The following is a 15925-nucleotide window of genomic DNA, read 5'->3' as shown; positions in this document are numbered from 1 at the left end:
ACGCGGGCTGCCGCAACGCGTTCGTGTCGCAGGCGTCCGCCGAGGACCTCGGCCGCACCGAGGTGCAGCTGCTCGCCGAGCAGATCGGCTACAAGGGCGAGATCGCCGTCCTGTCCGCCGCCCAGACCGCCACGAACCAGAACACCTGGATCGGGTTCATGAAGGACGAGCTGAAGGACCCCAAGTACAAGAACATCAAGCTCGTCAAGGTCGCCTACGGCAACGACGACGCCCAGGCCTCCTTCCAGCAGACCCAGGGCCTGCTCCAGCAGTACCCCGACCTCAAGGGGATCATCTCCCCGACCACCGTCGGCATCAAGGCCGCCGCCCAGTACCTGTCCGGCTCCAAGTACAAGGGCAAGGTCAAGCTCACCGGCCTCGGCACCCCCAACGACATGCGCCAGTACGTCAAGAACGGCACCGTCGACGCCTTCGAACTGTGGGACCCGGCCAAGCTCGGCGACCTCGCCGCCCGCACCGCCGTCGCCCTCGCCTCCGGACAGATCACCGGCAAGGAAGGCGAGACCTTCAAGGCCGGCGACACCACCTACACCATCGGCAAGGACGGCGTGATCAACCTCGGCAAGCCCACCGTCTTCAACGCCAAGAACATCGACCAGTTCAACTTCTGACACGAAAGCGGTACTTCATGCAGCGCGTCTGTTTCCTCCTCAAAGTACGCCAGGACCGCATCGCCGAGTACCGCGAACGCCACGCCGCCGTGTGGCCCGAGATGCGCGCCGCGCTCTCGGCCACCGGCTGGCACAACTACACACTCTTCCTCCGCGACGACGGCCTCCTCGTCGGCTACCTGGAGACCGAGGACTTCACCGCCGCCCGCGCCGGCATGGAGGCCACCGACGTCAACACCCGCTGGCAGACCGAGATGGGCCCCCTCTTCGAAGCCCTCGACGGCACCCGCCCCGACGAGGCCATGAAACCCCTCACCGAAGTGTTCCACCTCGCCTGACGCACCTCCGTCCCCTCAGGAGCCGCTCGTGAAAAGACGTACCGTGCTCGGTGCCGCCCTCCTCGGAGCCGTGGCCACCCCCGCCCTCGCCGCCGGCACCGCCCGCGCGGCCGACCCCGGACCGTCGGTGAACAAGAAGCAGAGCACGCGACTCGACGCCCAGGCGATCTTCTTCGTCTCCTACGACGGGCTGGTCAACAACAACTCCTTCCAGAAGAACGGCCTGTTCACGTACAAGGGCTACCAGTACGCGGCCTGGTACACCTCGACCGGCTCCGCGGTGATCGGCCGCCGGGTGCTCGGAGGTTCCTCCTGGTCGACCGTCACCCTCGCCCACCAGCTCAAGTCCAGCGATTCCCACAACGTCATCTCCATGGGCGTGTCGAAGGTCGACGGCCGCCTCCACATCAACATGGACTCCCACAGCGACGGCTTCTTCTACGTGAAGTCGGTCGCCGGGCTGCTCGACGCCCCCGGCTCCACTTCCTGGACCTCGGCCGTCTTCGGCGCCGTCCAGACGTCCCTCGACGGGCTGGCGCTCACCACGCAGTTCACCTACCCGCAGTTCATCGCCACGCCCGAGGGCAGGCTCCAGCTCAGCTACCGGGTCGGGATCTCCGGCAACGGCCGCAACGCCCTCGCGGAGTACGACGGTTCGAGCTGGACCGCGCTGGGGGAGTGGACCAGCTCCACCGGTACGTACACCAGCACGCACGGCTCCAGCACCGCCCGCAACATGTACCTGCACGGCATCGACTACGACGCCGGCGGACGGCTGCACGCGTTCTTCACCTGGCGTGAGCAGTCGGCGTCCGTGATGTGCAACAGCGGCGGCATCACCAACCACGACACCGGCTACGTCTACTCCACCGACCGCGGCCGCACCTGGCGCAACGACGCGGGCGCCCTGGTCGCCACCACCGGCACCTCGGACACCGTCGCCGTCACCGACTCCGGTCTGGTCGTCGACTCCCTCAACCCCGACCACTCCCTGATGAACCAGGAGAGCCAGTGGACGGACTCCGCCGGCCTCCCGCACGCGATCATCAGCTATGTCCCCGGCCGTTTCGGGCAGTGCACGACGAACTACGTCAGCGACCGCACCGCCAACGGCCGTGCCTTCCACGTCCGCAAGAACTCCGCAGGCACCTGGCAGAAGACGGAGATCCCCGTCGCACTCGACTCCAGCCAGCGCACCAAACTGGTCCTGGACAAGTACGACAACGCCTACGCGGTGTTCCCCTACGGCCGGATCGCCGGTGCGTCCAGATCCTCCGGGTACACCGACTGGGCACTGCTGTACGACGGGAGCGACCTCAACGCCTTCGGCGAGGTCGTGATCGACGAACTGCGGGTCAAGGCGGACGGCGTGCTGTCCTTCATGTATCAGGAGACGTCGAGCGGTACGACACCCTCGGCGCTCCATGTCGTCGATTTCGCCCTGCCCGCCTGACCCGGCTCCGTGCGCGAGTCATGTCGTAATGTGAAGCCCTTCGCGTGGTGGTCGTCCCGCCAGGTGTGAAGGGTTTCCCGCCGCCCGTATGTCCCTGGAGGTCTCCGCCCGATGGCCCCGTCGGTGGGTATCAAGGACGTCGCCCGCGCCGCCGGAGTCTCGGTCGGCACGGTCTCCAACGTCATCAACCGCCCGGACACCGTCGCCGGCGAGACGCGGGCCCGGGTGCTGTCCGTGATAGAGCGGCTCGGCTACGTCCGCAGCGAGTCCGCGCGCCAGCTGCGCGCGGGCCGCAGCCGGATCATGGGGCTGCTCGTCCTCGACATGGGCAACCCCTTCTTCGTGGACGTGGCCCGCGGCGCCGAGCGGGCGGCACGGGACGCCGGACTCGGCGTGATGGTCTGCAACAGCGACCATGACATCGGCGAGGAGGCGGAGTACCTCTCGCTCTTCGCCGAACAGCGGGTCCGCGGTGTCCTGCTCACCCCCACGGACGCCACCAGCCGCAACATCAACGCCTTCCGCCGCAGCGGCACCCCCTTCGTGCTGGTCGACCGGGTCGCCGAGGGCACCACCGAGTGCTCCGTCAGCGTGGACGACGTGGCGGGCGGCGCGCTGGCCGTCCGTCATCTCGTGGACGCCGGTCACCGCTCCATCGCGTACGTCAGCGGACCCCCCGGCCTCAACCAGGTGCGCGACCGCCGCACCGGCGCCCTGAACGCCCTCGCCGAGGCCGGACTCGGCCCCGACGCGCTGCGCGAACTGCCCACCGAGCGTCAGGACGTGGCCGCCGGACGGGACGCCGGCGCCCGCCTGCTCGGCCTCGCCGACCGGCCCACCGCCGTCTTCTGCGCCAACGACCTGCTCGCCCTCGGCGTCCTCCAGGCCATGTACGCGGCCGGCGTCGTCGTCCCCGACGACCTGGCCATCGTCGGCTACGACGACATCGAGTTCGCCGCCGCGGCCGCCGTCCCCCTGACCTCCGTACGCCAGCCCGCCGTCACCATGGGCGCCATGGCCGCCGGTCTCCTGCTGGAGGAGACCGAGCAGCGCACGGCCGCGACACACGAGCACCGCCGGGTGGTGCTCCAGCCGGAACTCGTGGTCCGCCGTTCCAGCCTCGGCGCCCGCTGATCGGAGATTCAGTAACGATTGCATGATCCCGGGGGCGGCCCACCCCCGGACGTGTGCTGAACTGGGACGCGACCGTCCGTCCGTCCCGGGAGAACCGTTGAGCCTCAGCTACCGCCAGCCCGGCGTCGTCCTCACCGACCGCCACTTCACCGTCCCGCTGGACCACGCCGACCCCGGTGGCGAGACCATCGAGCTCTACGCGCGGGAGGCGGTCGCGAGCGACAAGGCGGACCAGGAGCTGCCCTGGCTGCTGTACCTCCAGGGCGGGCCCGGTTTCGGGGCGAATCGTTTCGTCGGGCGACAGGCGTGGCTCGACCGGGCTCTTCAGGAGTACCGCGTCCTCCTCCTCGACCAGCGCGGCACCGGCCGCTCCACCCCGGTCAACCGGCAGACCCTCCCGCTGCGCGGCGGCCCGGCCGCGCAGGCCGACCACCTGGCCCGTTTCCGTGCCGACTCGATCGTCCGGGACTGCGAGACGATCCGCCCGCAGCTCACCGGCGGCGCCCCCTGGACGACCCTCGGCCAGAGCTTCGGCGGCTTCTGCACCCTGACCTACCTGTCGTTCTTCCCCGAGGGGCTGGAGACCTCCGTGATCACCGGCGGTCTGCCCTCCCTCGACGCGCACGCCGACGACGTCTACCGGGCCGCCTACCCGCGCATCGAGCGCAAGGTCGCCGCGCACTACGACCGCTATCCGATGGACGTCGAGCGGGTCCGCCGGATCGCCGAGCACCTCCTCGACCGTGAGACCGTGCTGCCGAACGGCTACCGGCTCACCGTCGAGGCCTTCCAGTCCCTCGGCCTGATGCTGGGCATGAGCGACGGCAGCCACCGCCTGCACTTCCTCCTGGAGGAAGCGTTCGTCCGCACCCCGGCCGGTGCCGAGCTCTCCGACGCCTTCCAGGAACAGGTCCAGGGCCTCCTGTCGTACGCGGCCAACCCGCTGTACGCGCTGATCCACGAGCCCGTCTACGGTCAGGGCGCCCGCCCCACCGCCTGGGCGGCCGAGCGGGTGCGCGCCGAGTTCCCGCAGTTCGACGCCGCGAAGGCGCTCGCGGGCGACACCCCGGTGCTGTTCACCGGGGAGACCGTGCACCCGTGGGTGTTCGAGACCGACCCGTCGCTGCGGTCGCTGAAGGAGGCCGCGGACCTGCTCGCCGCCCGCACCGACTGGCAGCCGCTGTACGACCCGGCCCGCCTCGCCGTCAACGAGGTGCCGGTCGTCGCCGCCGTCTACCACGACGACATGTACGTCGACGCCGTGCACTCCCTGCGGACCGCGCGTGCCGTGCGGGGCCTGCGCACCTGGGTCACCGACGAGTTCGAGCACGACGGACTGCGCGCCGGGGCACCGCGGGTGCTGGACCGGCTGCTGGCCCTGGCACGGGACGAGGCCTGAAACACTCCCGAAGGGGCGCGGGGAACCGTTCGGCCGACACGGGAGACACGGGGGACATGACCATGGACACGGAACTGCTGGCCGGCCGCTTCGAGGAGCACCGCGACCACCTGCGCGCGGTGGCCTACCGGATGCTCGGCTCGCTCACCGAGGCCGAGGACGCCGTCCAGGAGGCGTGGTTCAGGCTCGGCCGCACCGACCCGGACGAGATCCGGAACCTCGGCGGCTGGCTGACCACGGTGGTCGGCCGGGTCTGCCTCGACATGCTGCGCTCCCGGACCGCGCGCCGCGAGCAGCCGATGGACGAGACCTTCGTGCCGGACCCGGTGATCAGGCCGCTCTCGACCATCGACCCGGAACAGGAGGTGCTTGAGGCCGACTCCGTCGGGCTCGCCCTGCTGATCGTCCTGGAGACGCTGGAACCCGCCGAGCGGCTGACGTTCGTCCTGCACGACATGTTCACGGTGCCCTTCGACGACATCGCCCCGATCGTGGAGCGCAGTCCGGCGGCGACCAGGCAGCTGGCCAGCCGGGCCCGCCGCCGGGTGCGGGGCGCCACCCCGTCGGCCGACCCCGACCTGGGCCGGCAGCGCCGGGTCCTGGACGCCTTCCTGGCCGCCTCCCGGGGCGGGGACTTCGAGGCGCTGGTCGCCCTGCTCCACCCGGACGTGGTGCTGCGCGTCGACTCGGGCGCCCTGGTGCGGGGCGCCGCCGCCTCCAAGCTGGTGCGCGGGTCCCGGTCGGTTGCCGAACAGGCCTTCACCTTCCGGCAGTTCGCCGGGACGGCCCGGCTCGCCCTGGTCAACGACACGGTGGGCATGGTCAACACGCCCGCCGACGGCCCACGTTCGGTCATGGCGGTGACCGTCGTCGACGGCCGGATCACCGGGATGTACATCCTCGCCGACCCGGAACGCCTGGCCCGCCTGGAGTTCACCGCCGAGGACGACTGACGGACGACTGACGGACGGGAGGGGCGGACGGGACGGGGGGCCCGGACGGGACGGGGTCCCGGACGGCGCGGCCCGGTCAGCAGCGGGCCGCGCCTCCCGGTTCGGCCGCGAGTACCGGCGGCGGTTCGGCCGGCCGCCCGGCGCGGCCGCGGCCCGCCTGAGAAACGCGGAGGTCGAAGTCCTCGCAGGTCCGTAGGCTGGACCGATGCAAGAACAGATATCCGAACCGTCGCGGCTGCGCGGAGACTGCTCCCGCTGCTTCGGCCTGTGCTGTGTCGCCCTGCCGTTCACCGCCTCGGCCGACTTCGCGGTCACCAAACCCGCAGGGACGCCCTGCCGGAACCTCGGCGGTGACCACCGCTGCCGGATCCACACCGAGCTGCGCGGGCGCGGGTTCGCCGGCTGCACGGTCTACGACTGCTTCGGCGCGGGCCAGCGGGTCTCCCAGGTGACCTTCGGCGGCCAGGACTGGCGCACCGGCTCCCCGGAGCACGCCCGCCGGATGGTGGACGCCTTCCCCGTCGTACGACAGCTGCACGAACTGCTGTGGTATCTGACGGCCGCGCTCGCCCTGCCCGCCGCACGTCCCGTGCACGCCGAGCTCGGGGCGCTGCTGGAGAGGACCGAGGCGCTCGCCCTCGGCACGCCCGCGGAACTCGCCGCCCTGGACGTGGCCGCCCACCGGCAGGCCGTCAACGCGCTGTTGCTGCGCGCCAGTGAGCTGGCCCGCGCGGGCGTCCGGAGCCGGGGCCGGACGAAGGACCGCCGGGGCGCGGATCTGATGGGAGCCCGGCTCAGGGGCGCCGACCTGCGGGGCGCGAGCCTGCGCGGGGCCTACCTGATCGCCGCCGACCTCACCGGCGCCGACCTGCGCGACACGGACCTGATCGGGGCCGACCTGCGGGACGCCGACCTCACCGGCGCGGATCTGACGGGTGCGTTCTTCCTGACCCAGCCGCAGGTCGACGCGGCGCGGGGGAGCGCCGGGACCCGGCTGCCGGAGTCAGTCACCCGTCCCGTGCACTGGACAGCCGCCGTCCGCTGAGCCGGACATGTCCGCCACCCGCACCGGTGCCGGTGCGGGGCGGCGCCGTTCGAGTCGCAGCCGCAGCTTCTCCGGCATGAGCGTCAGCCGTTCGGTCACCGTCAGCCGGTAGCCGGGGTCGGCCGTCAGGTCGTAGCGGCGCAGCAGCAGACCGAGGACCAGGGTCGCCTCGTGCAGGGCGAACTGGCGGCCGATGCAGGCGCGGGCGCCCGTTCCGAACGGCTTGAAGGTGTGCGGGGCCCGGCCCCGGGCGGCCTTCGCCTCGAAACGGTCCGGGTCGAAGCGGTCGGCGTCCGGGCCCCACACCTCCGGGTCGCGGTGCAGCATCGGGGTCAGGACCAGCGCCCAGCCGCCCCGGCGCATCGGATGGTCGCCGGCGAGCACGGTGTCCCGGCGGGCCTCACGGGCGAAGGCGGGGGCGGTCGGCCACAGCCGCAGCGACTCGTCGAGGACCCGGCGCAGATAGCGCAGCTTGGCCACCTGGTCGTAGCCCGGCGCGGGGGTGTCGCCCCAGACCCGGTCCACTTCGGCGGCGGCCCGGGCGGCGACACCGGGATGCAGGGCGAGGTAGTGCAGGGCGAAGGAGAGGGCGCCCGAGGTGGTCTCGTGGCCGGCCACCAGGAAGGTGATCACCTGGCGGCGGACGTTCTCGGCGGACAGCCGCTCGCCCGTCTCCGGGTGGGCCGTCTCCAGCATCCGGTCCAGCAGGTCGCCCTCCCCGCGGCCGGTGCGGCGCCGCTCGGCGACCAGCTCGTCGACCGTGCGGTTGAGGAAGCCGATGTCGGCCGCGTTGCGCCGGGAGGCCTGCCGCAGCAGCAGCGGGGCCAGCGGAGAGGGCACGCTGTTGAGGCGCTGGGCGTAGGTGAGCGTGCCGATCATCGCGGTCACGAAGGGATGCGGCCGGTCCCGTTCGAACGACCCGAAGTCGTGCCCGAACCCGGTGCGCGCGATCGTCTCCAGGGTCAGCTTGGTCATGTCCCCGGGCACGTCCACCCAGCGCCCGGCCGCCTCCTCCCGGTCCCAGTGGTCGGTCAGCCGGCCCGCCACCGACACCATCATCGCGTGGTAGCCCTCCATCGCCTCCCGGCTGAACCCTGGGGCGAGGACGTCGTGCGCGAGCTGCCAGTTCGGCTCGTGGTTGTACGCCGTGAACAGTCCGTCCCCGGCGACCGGGCGCAGGTTGGCGACGCCCAGGCCGACGTGCTTGGCGAACCGGGACTCGTCGGCCATGTCGGCGGCGAGCGCGGCGCCCCACACGAACACGAACTCGTTGCCGAACGCCTTGCGCCGGAAGACCGGGCCCAGCTGCCCGGCCAGCCGCATCGAGTCCTGCACGGGGGTGCGCCGGTCGACGCCCAGGACGTCGCCGAGGAGCGGCAGCCGACGCGGCGGGTGCGGTATCCGGTGCAGTTCGGGCCAGCCCTGCTCGGCGCCCCGGAACCCCTTCGGCAGCGGGCCGTCCGCCCCCGCCCCCGGCTGCGTGACCGTCTCCGCCATGACGCGATCTCCCTCGATGCTGCGGCAGGTTGAGCTAGTTGTACGTGGGTTCAATAAGCGCTTTCAGTCTCGACCCGTTGTTGAACCGGCGTCAAGTAAAGTGCGGACATGGTCGCGAACCAGGGTGAGCGCAGCCGCCGCAGACTGAGCACCGCGGAGCGCCGTGAGCAACTCCTCTCGGTCGGGGCCAGGCTCTTCTCCGAGAGCCCGTACGCCGACGTGTGGATCGAGCAGGTCGCCGAGATCGCGGGTGTCTCCCGGGGGCTGCTGTACCACTATTTTCCGACGAAGCATGATTTCTTCGCGGCCGTGGTGGAGCGAGAGAGTGAGCGGATGCTGCGGATGACGGCGGCCGAGCCCGGTGTCCCCGCCCGCGAGCAGCTCACCGCCGGTCTCGACGTCTACCTCGAGTACGTCCACGGGCACGCCCACGGCTTCCGCGCCTTCCACCGCGCCGAGGCCTCCGGGGACCAGGCCGTGCGCCGGGTCTACCGGCGGGCGCAGGCCGCGCAGGAGCGTCAGATCCTCGCCGCCCTGGCCGCGGACCCGGAGTTCGGTCCCGCTCTCGACCGGCGCCCCGACACCCGCCTCGCGGTGCGCGGCTGGCTCGCCTTCACCACGCACGTCTGCCTGGAGTGGCTGCGCACCGAGGAACTGACGCGGGAGCAGGTGCGGGACCTCTGCGCGCGGGCCCTGCTGGGCGTCCTCTCCTGACCCTCGCGCCCTGACCCTCGCGCCCTGACCTTGCGCCCTCTTGGCCCTCGCGTCCTGATCCCGCGTCCTGATCCCGCGCCTTGGCCCTCGCGCCCTGATCCTTGTGCCCTGCCCCCCGCGGTCGGCTTCCTTGCCCTTGTCCGTCGTGCGCGTGACGCGCCGTGTGCTTGGCGTACCCCTGGATCTTCGATAGGTTAGGTGAGGCTTACCTAAGGAGGTTTCGGGATGGGTGACGAACAGGCAGCCTGGGCGGCCGGACCCGGTGCGGCGGAGCAGGCCCGGTCCCTGCTCGCCGTCGCGTGGTCGTGCATGGTGACCGCGGACGGTGGGCGCGAGGAGTTCGTCGGCGCGCACGCCGTCGCCGACGACGGCCGGGTGCTGCTGCACGTGCCCGAGGACAGCGCCCTGCTCACGGCGGCGATCTGCGCCCCGCGCGGCGAGCCGGCCGCGGTGCTGGAGTTCGCCGACGTCGCGCCCGTCCCGGTGCGGGGCCGGATCCGGGCCCGGCTCTGGATGGCGGGCTGGTTCGCCCCCATCGACGAGCACCTCGTCTTCCACCCCACCCGGGTGGTGCTGCGCCGGCCCTCCGGCGCGGTGGTCGTCGACCTCGACGAGTTCGCCGCCGCGCGCCCCGACCCGCTGGCCGGCGCCGAGGCCGGTCTGCTGACCCACCTCGCCGACGCCCACCCGGACGCCGTCGAGCGGCTCACCCGGCTCGTCGAGCCGGAGAGCCTGCACGCCGCCACCCGCGTCCAGCCTCTGGCCGTCGACCGGCACGGGCTGACCCTGCGCATCGAACGCGCCCGCGCCCACGGCGACGTACGGCTCACCTTCCACGCGCCCGCCGACGGCGTCGCCGAACTCGCCGAGCGGGTGCACGTCCTGCTGGCCCAGGCCGCCGCCGCGTCCTGCCCGCGGTCGCTACAGCGGCAGCGCGCAGACGGCGACCGGTGACGCGAACGGCTCGCCGGCGAGCCGGAGTTCACCGTCGGCCGCGTCGACGGTGAAGACGCTCACGGTGCCGGACCGCTGGTTGGCGGCGAACAGCAGCCCGCCGTCCGGGGAGAAGGCGATCTGCCGGGGGAAGTCCCCGTGCACCGGCACCGTGTCCAGCAGCCGCAACCGGGCCCCGTCGGCCTCGATCTGGTACCTGGCCAGCGTGTTGTCGCCGCGGTTGGCGAGGTAGGCGTAGGAGCCGTCCGCGGTGACCAGGATCTGGGCCGGGTAGTTGGTGGTGCCCGCCCTGCTGCCGGTGGACTGCGGCTCGCCGACGGTGAGCCTTCCGGTGGCCGGGTCGTACCCGCACACGGTGACCGTGTCGTCCACCTCGTCGGCCAGGTACGCGTACCGCCCGCCCGGGTGGAACGTCAGATGGCGCGGACCCGCCCCCGGTTTGGTGTGTGCCTGCGAGAGCTCGGTGAGGGTGCCCTTCGCGAGGTCGAGGCGGTAGGTGTAGACGGTGTCCGTGCCGAGGTCGACGGCGAGGACGTGACCGCCGTCCGGGCTGGTGACGAACTGGTGGGCGTGCGGGCCCTGCTGGCCGGGTCCGGGCGCCGGGCTGGAGTGCGTGACCAGCGCCGTGCGCTCACCGAGGGCACCCGTGGCGTCGATCGGGTGCACGGCCACGCTGCCCGAGGTGTAGTTGGCGCTCAGCAGCCAGCGGCCGGTGGGATGCACCGAGAGATGGCAGGGGCCCGCCCCGCCCGTGCCGCGGCTGCCGAGGACCTTCCGGTCCGCGAGCCGGACTGCGGTGACGCTCCCGGCCGCGTGCTCGTTCACGGCGTACAGCGTGCGCCCGTCCGGGTGGACGGCCAGGTACGACGGGTCGGTGACGCCGGTGAGCGTGCCGGTGCCGGTGATCTCGCCGGTCGCCGGGTCGTAGTCGGCGAGGCCGATGCCGGTGCCGCCGCCGGCCACCGAGGTGTAGGTGCCGAGGTAGAGCCGGCGGGGACCGGAAGCCGGTTTCGCCGGGGACTTCGCCGCCGGCCGCGGTGCGGTGCGGGGCGCATCCGCGGGCGGCGCGGCCGGTGCCGGGACCGCCACCACCGCCGCGGCGCCCGCCAGCGCGCCGACGAACCGGCGCCTGCTCCAGCCGCCGCCCGTCACTTCCGTACCACTGCCCATGCCCGCACCTCAGGTCGTCGGTCGCCTCGGTCGTCACGGCAACCTTGACGTGTACCGGCGGCCTGACGCAAGAACGGCAACGAGCGTTGCGCATGCCGCAATGCGATCGGGTGTCAGGGGCTACCAGTCGCCGTCCTCCACCGGCTTGCCCGGCGGGTCCTTCAACGGGATCACCTGCTCCGGGGACGGCTGCTGCCAGGGTTCCAGGTCCTCACCGAGCCAGTCGCCGACCGGCTTCACCGCCTCCAGGGCGTCGGTGGGAGCCAGATCCCGGGCGTCCTCGTCGTAGTAGTCGTACCAGGGCAGTCCCGCGCGGGTGTAGGCAGCCCGGTCCACCGGCGACGGCGGGGGCGCCTCGCCCGTGACGCGGCGCCACTCGGGGGGCGTGACCAGGTGCACGAAGACCCGGCCGGCCGGGGTCTCGGACCAGTCCCGCAGCGGCCGGTCGTCCTCGTAGACCTCCTGGCGCATCGAGCCGCCGACGCCGAGACCCATCCTCGGGGAGGGCGCGGCGCCGGGCGCGGGCGCCGCGGACGCCGCGGGGGCCGCGGGGGCCGCGGACATCATCGGCGGTGCCGCGCCGAACCCGCCGGCCGACCGTGAACCGCGCATCCGCTGCCGGCCCAGCCGCTCCCGCCGCAACCGCTCCTGCCGGTGGTGCTCGGCGAGCGCCTCCTCGGACAGCGGGAAGGACTGGAGCTGCACCCCGCCCCACACCTCCTCGCCGGTCACCTGCCCCTCGACCGTCGCGCCCAGACCGAGCGGCACCGAAACGAACTGGCGGACCGTGCCGTTCCCGGAGTTGATGCCGTCCAGCCACGGCTGCCGGGGGAGTACCAGATAGTTCTGCGGCCGCTGCGAGAGCCGGTCGCTCCACGGCTTGCCGGACACCGCGCACACCTTGCCCACGCCGACCTGAAGCGCCGTCGGCCGCGCCGAACCCGCGAAGCTCAGCCACATCGCCTCGCGCAGATACACCGGCAGCATCACACCGCCCCGCGCCCGCCACTCGGCGGGAGCCGTGTCCGGGTAGTCCGCCACCCGCCGGACCGGGAACTCGCCGAGCCCCGGCGGCAGCGCGTGCGTGCCCGTCTCCGGCAGCCGCAGCGTGCGGACGAACCGCACCGCCGCGCCGCCGGGCAGCCGCAGCGTGTTCCCGACGATCCGCACCGCCGTGTCGGTCATCGGCGTGCCCCCTTCCCCGTCCCGCACATTCCCGTCGCGCACCTTCCCGTCCCGTGCCTTCCCGTCGCGCACCTTCCCGTCCCGTGCCTTCCCGTCGCGCACATTCCCGTCGCGTACCTTCCCGTCCAGCACATCCCGCGCCGTGCCTTCCCGGCCAGTGCATCCCGGTCCCGTGCCTTCCCGTCCTTCACAGAGAACGCCCCGGGCCCCCGCCCCGGTTCCGGCGCAGCTGCTCCGGCACGCCCACCCGCTCCCGCAGCCAGGTCAGCCACGGCGGCCGCTTGGCGCGCTGCTCGCTGGAGACCCGGTCCAGCTCCTCCAGCAGCCGTCGGGTGCGGTGCTCGGTGTCCAGCTCGTCGATCATCCGGTTCACCTCGGTCAGCACGGCACCGAGCAGCTGCCAGTCGCGGTCGTCGGTGCGGATCTCGTCCCGGAGCAGTTCGGCGAGCTTGTCACGGGTGCCCGTCGCGGTGTGCAGCTCGGCGGCCAGCCGGGCCTCGGCCGACTCCGCGTTCTCGCTGATGCTGGTCGTCACCAGCACCGCGAAGCTGACCACGGCGTCGGCGATCTGGGACAGCAACTGCTCCACGACCACCCCCGCGTCCGACGCGAACAGCGGTTCGGGTTCACGCGCCTTGGCCAGGTCGGTGAAGGTCCGGGCCAGCACACGCAGCACGACCGTGCAGATCTCCAGGGTGTCCAGGCCGGTGCGCAGCACCACCCGGTGCAGCAGGCCCTCCCTGACCCGTGGATTGAGCCGCAGACTGTCCTCGGCCTGCCGCAGCGCCGCGTCCACCTCCACGATCGCGTGGTCGAGCCGACGGGCCTCGTGCAGCCGTTCGGCGGCCCGCTGCCACGGGGTGAGTTCCGCCGCCTCGTCGCCCATGCGCAGCATCAGCTGCCGCAGCCGGCGGGCCAGCCCCTCGATGGACTCACCGGCCTCGTCCACCCACACCGGGGGTGGGAGCAGCAGGTTGCAGGCCATGCCGACGACCGCGCCGATCAGGGTCTCCACGATCCGCGCCCAGGCCGTACTGCTGATCGTGGTGACCCCGAGCACCAGCATGGCGCTGATCGCCACCTCGGGGATGTACTCGTCGACGCGCACCAGGTGCCCCACCCCCAGCGAGGCCACGATCAGCAGCGCGAGGCTCCACCAGGTCAGCCCGACCAACTGGCTGAAGGCGATGGCGACCAGCACACCGGCCACCACGGCGTTCACCCGGCGGAAACCGTTGGTCAGCGTGGCGTAGAGGGTGACCTGCACGACCAGCAGCGCGGTCAGGGGGGCGGTGAGGGGCGCCGGTTCCGGACTCAGGCGGAGCGCGACGACGTAGGCGATCGTGGCCGCGGTGGCCGATCGCAGCGTCTGGACGACCACCGGGTCCCGATGCCGCCGCAGCACTCGCGGCAGGCTCTCGGCCCACTTCTGTACGTCTTGCATCCCTTGGCCTGTTCCCACTCGCACGACACGTCGAACGTATTCTCCGCAGATCACTCACGCGCGCTAGTGGCTGGATGACCAGAGCGGATTACGGAGGGTGTCCGGAGACCGGGCCCCCGGGGGCCGACCACCGCAGGACTTGCCGCGCCCGCACCGCTCCCACACTGGAACCCCCGCCTCCACCCACCCCCACACCGGAAATCCGCCCCCCGGCGGCCACCCCCGTGCCGTCTCCGAAATCGGCACGACCCGGCTGAAGGTGATCGGATACGGTCGGCGGACGGCGGGGGTTCAGCGGTGGGGAGGGCGATCTGATGGGGTTCGCGGAGGTCGGGTCGGGGCGGGCCGTGGCGGCGCTGCGCCATGTGGCCGCGCTGTCCTCGGGACCGGTCCTGGACCCCGGTCTGCGGATCACCCTGAACTTCCACCCCGACCGGCTGTCCGCCGGCCGGCCGCTCCTCCGGGCGCTGGCCCGCGACGGCGTCTACCACTCGCAGTTCGTCACGGGTACCGGCAACGGCGGGCTCACCGCGCACCCGGGCGGCGATCGCTGGCGCTGGGAGAGCCGGATCTTCGGCGGCCGCTACGACGACGCCGCGCCGGCCGAGCGGCCCGTGTACGGCGCGCTGAACTTCCGCCGGCAGGTCGTCGGCGCCGCTCCGCGGTTCGGCTCCGCGCACCTGAGGCTGACCGGTCCGGCCCTGGACCGGGCCACCTTCTGCTACCCCGACAGCGCGGCCGAGCCGACGGACTTCGGAGTCGCCGCCGGCACGCACCTGCTCGCCCTGGCCGAGGCCGACGAGCAGGACGCGCTGAACGACTACATCGAGGCCCAGGTGCACGGCGGGGTCCGGCTGGACCGGGACGTGGAGGCCCTGGTCCTGGACGCCGCCTACCGGGGCACCGACGTGGAGTCGGCCGCCCGCCGGCTGCCGTTCCCGGTCGAATGGCACCCCGGCTACCGGCTCACCGTGCCGGAGCTGCGCCGCCACGGCGACTACCGGGGCCCGGAGTACGCCGAACTCGGTGCCCGGATCGCCGAGCAGGGCGTGGTCGACCCACGGATCATCGGCGACGCGGCCCGCACCGGCCGGTACGCGATCCAGGATCTGAAGATGGTGTGGCACACCCTGGCCCGCTTCGGCGCTCCGGAGGGCGCGGGCACGGCCTACTCGGCCACGGCCCGCGACTCGGTCGAGGGTCGCGACTCGGCCGTGGTCCGCGACTCGGCCGGTGCCCGCGACTCGGTCGAGGGTCGCGAACCGGCCGGGGCCGGTGGCCAGACGCCCGGACTCAGTACGCCCAAGGCGTAGGCGCGGGCCACCAGTTCGGTGCGGTTGGCCGCGGCCCAGCGGGCCGACAGCCGGCGCAGGTGGTAGGTGACGCCGTCCCGGGTCAGGCCCAGCTCGCGGGCGGCCTGGGCGGTGGTGGCGCCCCGGGCCAGCAGCGCCAGGACCCGGCCCTCGACCGGGCTGACCGGGGCGGGCTCCGTCCCGGACGCCGTGCGCTCGCCGGCCACCCGCAGCATCACCAGCAGTGACGGCGTCTCGCCCACGGACTCGCTCACCGGATCAGCCGTCAACTCCCCGTACCGCTCGGCCCCGTCGGGCGCCCGCCACCGTACCGACACCTGGTAGCGCGAGCGGTGCCGCAGCCGCAGCGCCTCGGCGATCCGCTCCACCTGGGCCTCCTCCTGCGGCCGGAACAGGTCCAGCACGTCCCGGCCGCGCAGCCGCCCCGGAGTCGTACCGCACTCGGCGGCCATCGCCGGGTTGGCCAGCACCACCAGCCCGTACACGTCGCACACCGCGACCGGAACCGCCACCCGGTCGAACAGGGTCAGGGCGCGGTTGCGCCACACCACGCCGTCGAGCCCGCCCGTCGCCATGCCCACCACCGCTCCTCTCGCCCTCATCCAAGGCGACCAGCCAGGTCAGAGGCAACTTCACCGGCGCCGCGCAAGGCCCGGAGGTGATTTCCGACTGCACGTTCGTGTAGTGCGACGGC

14 protein-coding genes and 1 pseudogene are annotated in these 15925 nt (G+C 72.7%); 10 read left to right on the top strand and 5 right to left on the bottom strand.

Translation table 11 applies throughout. The features are described 5' to 3' along the window. The 7 genes from AAW13_RS03605 to AAW13_RS03575 form a co-directional block, all read left to right on the top strand. On the top strand, nucleotides 1–632 hold a 632-nt coding region (locus AAW13_RS03605; RefSeq protein ID WP_143144977.1), incomplete at its 5' end, for a substrate-binding domain-containing protein. Nucleotides 633–649: 17 nt separating this feature from the next. Continuing rightward, on the top strand, nucleotides 650–970 hold the full coding sequence (locus tag AAW13_RS03600) for an L-rhamnose mutarotase (RefSeq protein ID WP_071659412.1): 321 nt from the start codon (nucleotides 650–652) through the stop codon (nucleotides 968–970). A 28-nt stretch (nucleotides 971–998) separates the two neighbouring features. Continuing rightward, nucleotides 999–2423, top strand: a complete 1425-nt coding sequence (locus AAW13_RS03595; RefSeq protein WP_046734818.1) for a BNR repeat-containing protein — start codon at nucleotides 999–1001, stop codon at nucleotides 2421–2423. A gap of 111 nt (nucleotides 2424–2534) precedes the next feature. Continuing rightward, complete coding sequence (locus AAW13_RS03590; protein ID WP_071659411.1) at nucleotides 2535–3557, top strand: LacI family DNA-binding transcriptional regulator; 1023 nt, start codon at nucleotides 2535–2537, stop codon at nucleotides 3555–3557. A 97-nt stretch (nucleotides 3558–3654) separates the two neighbouring features. Beyond that, the gene (locus AAW13_RS03585) at nucleotides 3655–4956 is read left to right on the top strand and encodes an alpha/beta fold hydrolase (RefSeq protein WP_046733937.1); all 1302 of its coding nucleotides are present in this window, start codon (nucleotides 3655–3657) and stop codon (nucleotides 4954–4956) included. Nucleotides 4957–5012: 56 nt separating this feature from the next. Continuing rightward, the gene (sigJ, locus tag AAW13_RS03580) at nucleotides 5013–5909 is read left to right on the top strand and encodes an RNA polymerase sigma factor SigJ (protein WP_046733936.1); all 897 of its coding nucleotides are present in this window, start codon (nucleotides 5013–5015) and stop codon (nucleotides 5907–5909) included. A gap of 205 nt (nucleotides 5910–6114) precedes the next feature. Beyond that, nucleotides 6115–6954, top strand: coding sequence for a pentapeptide repeat-containing protein (locus AAW13_RS03575; protein WP_046733935.1), 840 nt, complete (start codon nucleotides 6115–6117; stop codon nucleotides 6952–6954). Here the strand turns inward: AAW13_RS03575 and AAW13_RS03570 are convergent. Further along, entirely contained in the window at nucleotides 6913–8451 is a 1539-nt protein-coding gene (locus tag AAW13_RS03570; protein WP_046733934.1) for a cytochrome P450, read from the bottom strand. The genes AAW13_RS03575 and AAW13_RS03570 overlap by 42 nt on opposite strands. Before the next feature lie 108 nt (nucleotides 8452–8559). On the opposite strand from AAW13_RS03570, the gene AAW13_RS03565 reads away from it, so the two are divergent. Together AAW13_RS03565 and AAW13_RS03560 are read left to right on the top strand one after the other, a co-directional pair. Continuing rightward, the gene (locus tag AAW13_RS03565; protein WP_046733933.1) at nucleotides 8560–9165 is read left to right on the top strand and encodes a TetR/AcrR family transcriptional regulator; all 606 of its coding nucleotides are present in this window, start codon (nucleotides 8560–8562) and stop codon (nucleotides 9163–9165) included. Nucleotides 9166–9390: 225 nt separating this feature from the next. Beyond that, complete coding sequence (locus AAW13_RS03560) at nucleotides 9391–10119, top strand: DUF2470 domain-containing protein (RefSeq protein WP_046733932.1); 729 nt, start codon at nucleotides 9391–9393, stop codon at nucleotides 10117–10119. Here AAW13_RS03560 and AAW13_RS03555 read toward each other — a convergent pair. The 3 genes from AAW13_RS03555 to AAW13_RS03545 form a co-directional block, all read right to left on the bottom strand. Beyond that, entirely contained in the window at nucleotides 10087–11289 is a 1203-nt protein-coding gene (locus AAW13_RS03555; RefSeq protein WP_206306140.1) for a lactonase family protein, read from the bottom strand. The two genes, AAW13_RS03560 and AAW13_RS03555, sit on opposite strands and share 33 nt — an antisense overlap. Nucleotides 11290–11409: 120 nt before the next feature. Beyond that, nucleotides 11410–12474: a hypothetical protein gene (locus AAW13_RS03550; RefSeq protein ID WP_071659413.1), complete on the bottom strand. Its 1065-nt coding sequence runs from the start codon at nucleotides 12472–12474 to the stop codon at nucleotides 11410–11412. Nucleotides 12475–12661: 187 nt separating this feature from the next. Further along, a complete protein-coding gene (locus AAW13_RS03545) occupies nucleotides 12662–13918 on the bottom strand; it encodes an FUSC family protein (RefSeq protein ID WP_206306139.1) in 1257 nt (418 codons plus the stop codon). Nucleotides 13919–14232: 314 nt separating this feature from the next. Here AAW13_RS03545 and AAW13_RS03540 point away from each other — a divergent pair. Next, nucleotides 14233–15099: pseudogene (locus AAW13_RS03540) on the top strand (DUF3626 domain-containing protein); the annotation flags it as partial. Here AAW13_RS03540 and AAW13_RS03535 read toward each other — a convergent pair. Continuing rightward, nucleotides 15087–15806 (bottom strand): PAS domain S-box protein, encoded by a 720-nt coding sequence (locus AAW13_RS03535; RefSeq protein WP_046733931.1) that lies wholly within the window; start codon nucleotides 15804–15806, stop codon nucleotides 15087–15089. The pseudogene AAW13_RS03540 and the gene AAW13_RS03535 sit on opposite strands and share 13 nt — an antisense overlap. Nucleotides 15807–15925 lie beyond the last annotated feature (119 nt).

The sequence above is a fragment of the Streptomyces humi genome (genome assembly GCF_001005085.2).
In the GTDB taxonomy this organism is placed as follows: Bacteria; Actinomycetota; Actinomycetes; order Streptomycetales; family Streptomycetaceae; genus Streptomyces; species Streptomyces humi.
This window is presented reverse-complemented; position numbering and strand designations above follow the sequence as displayed.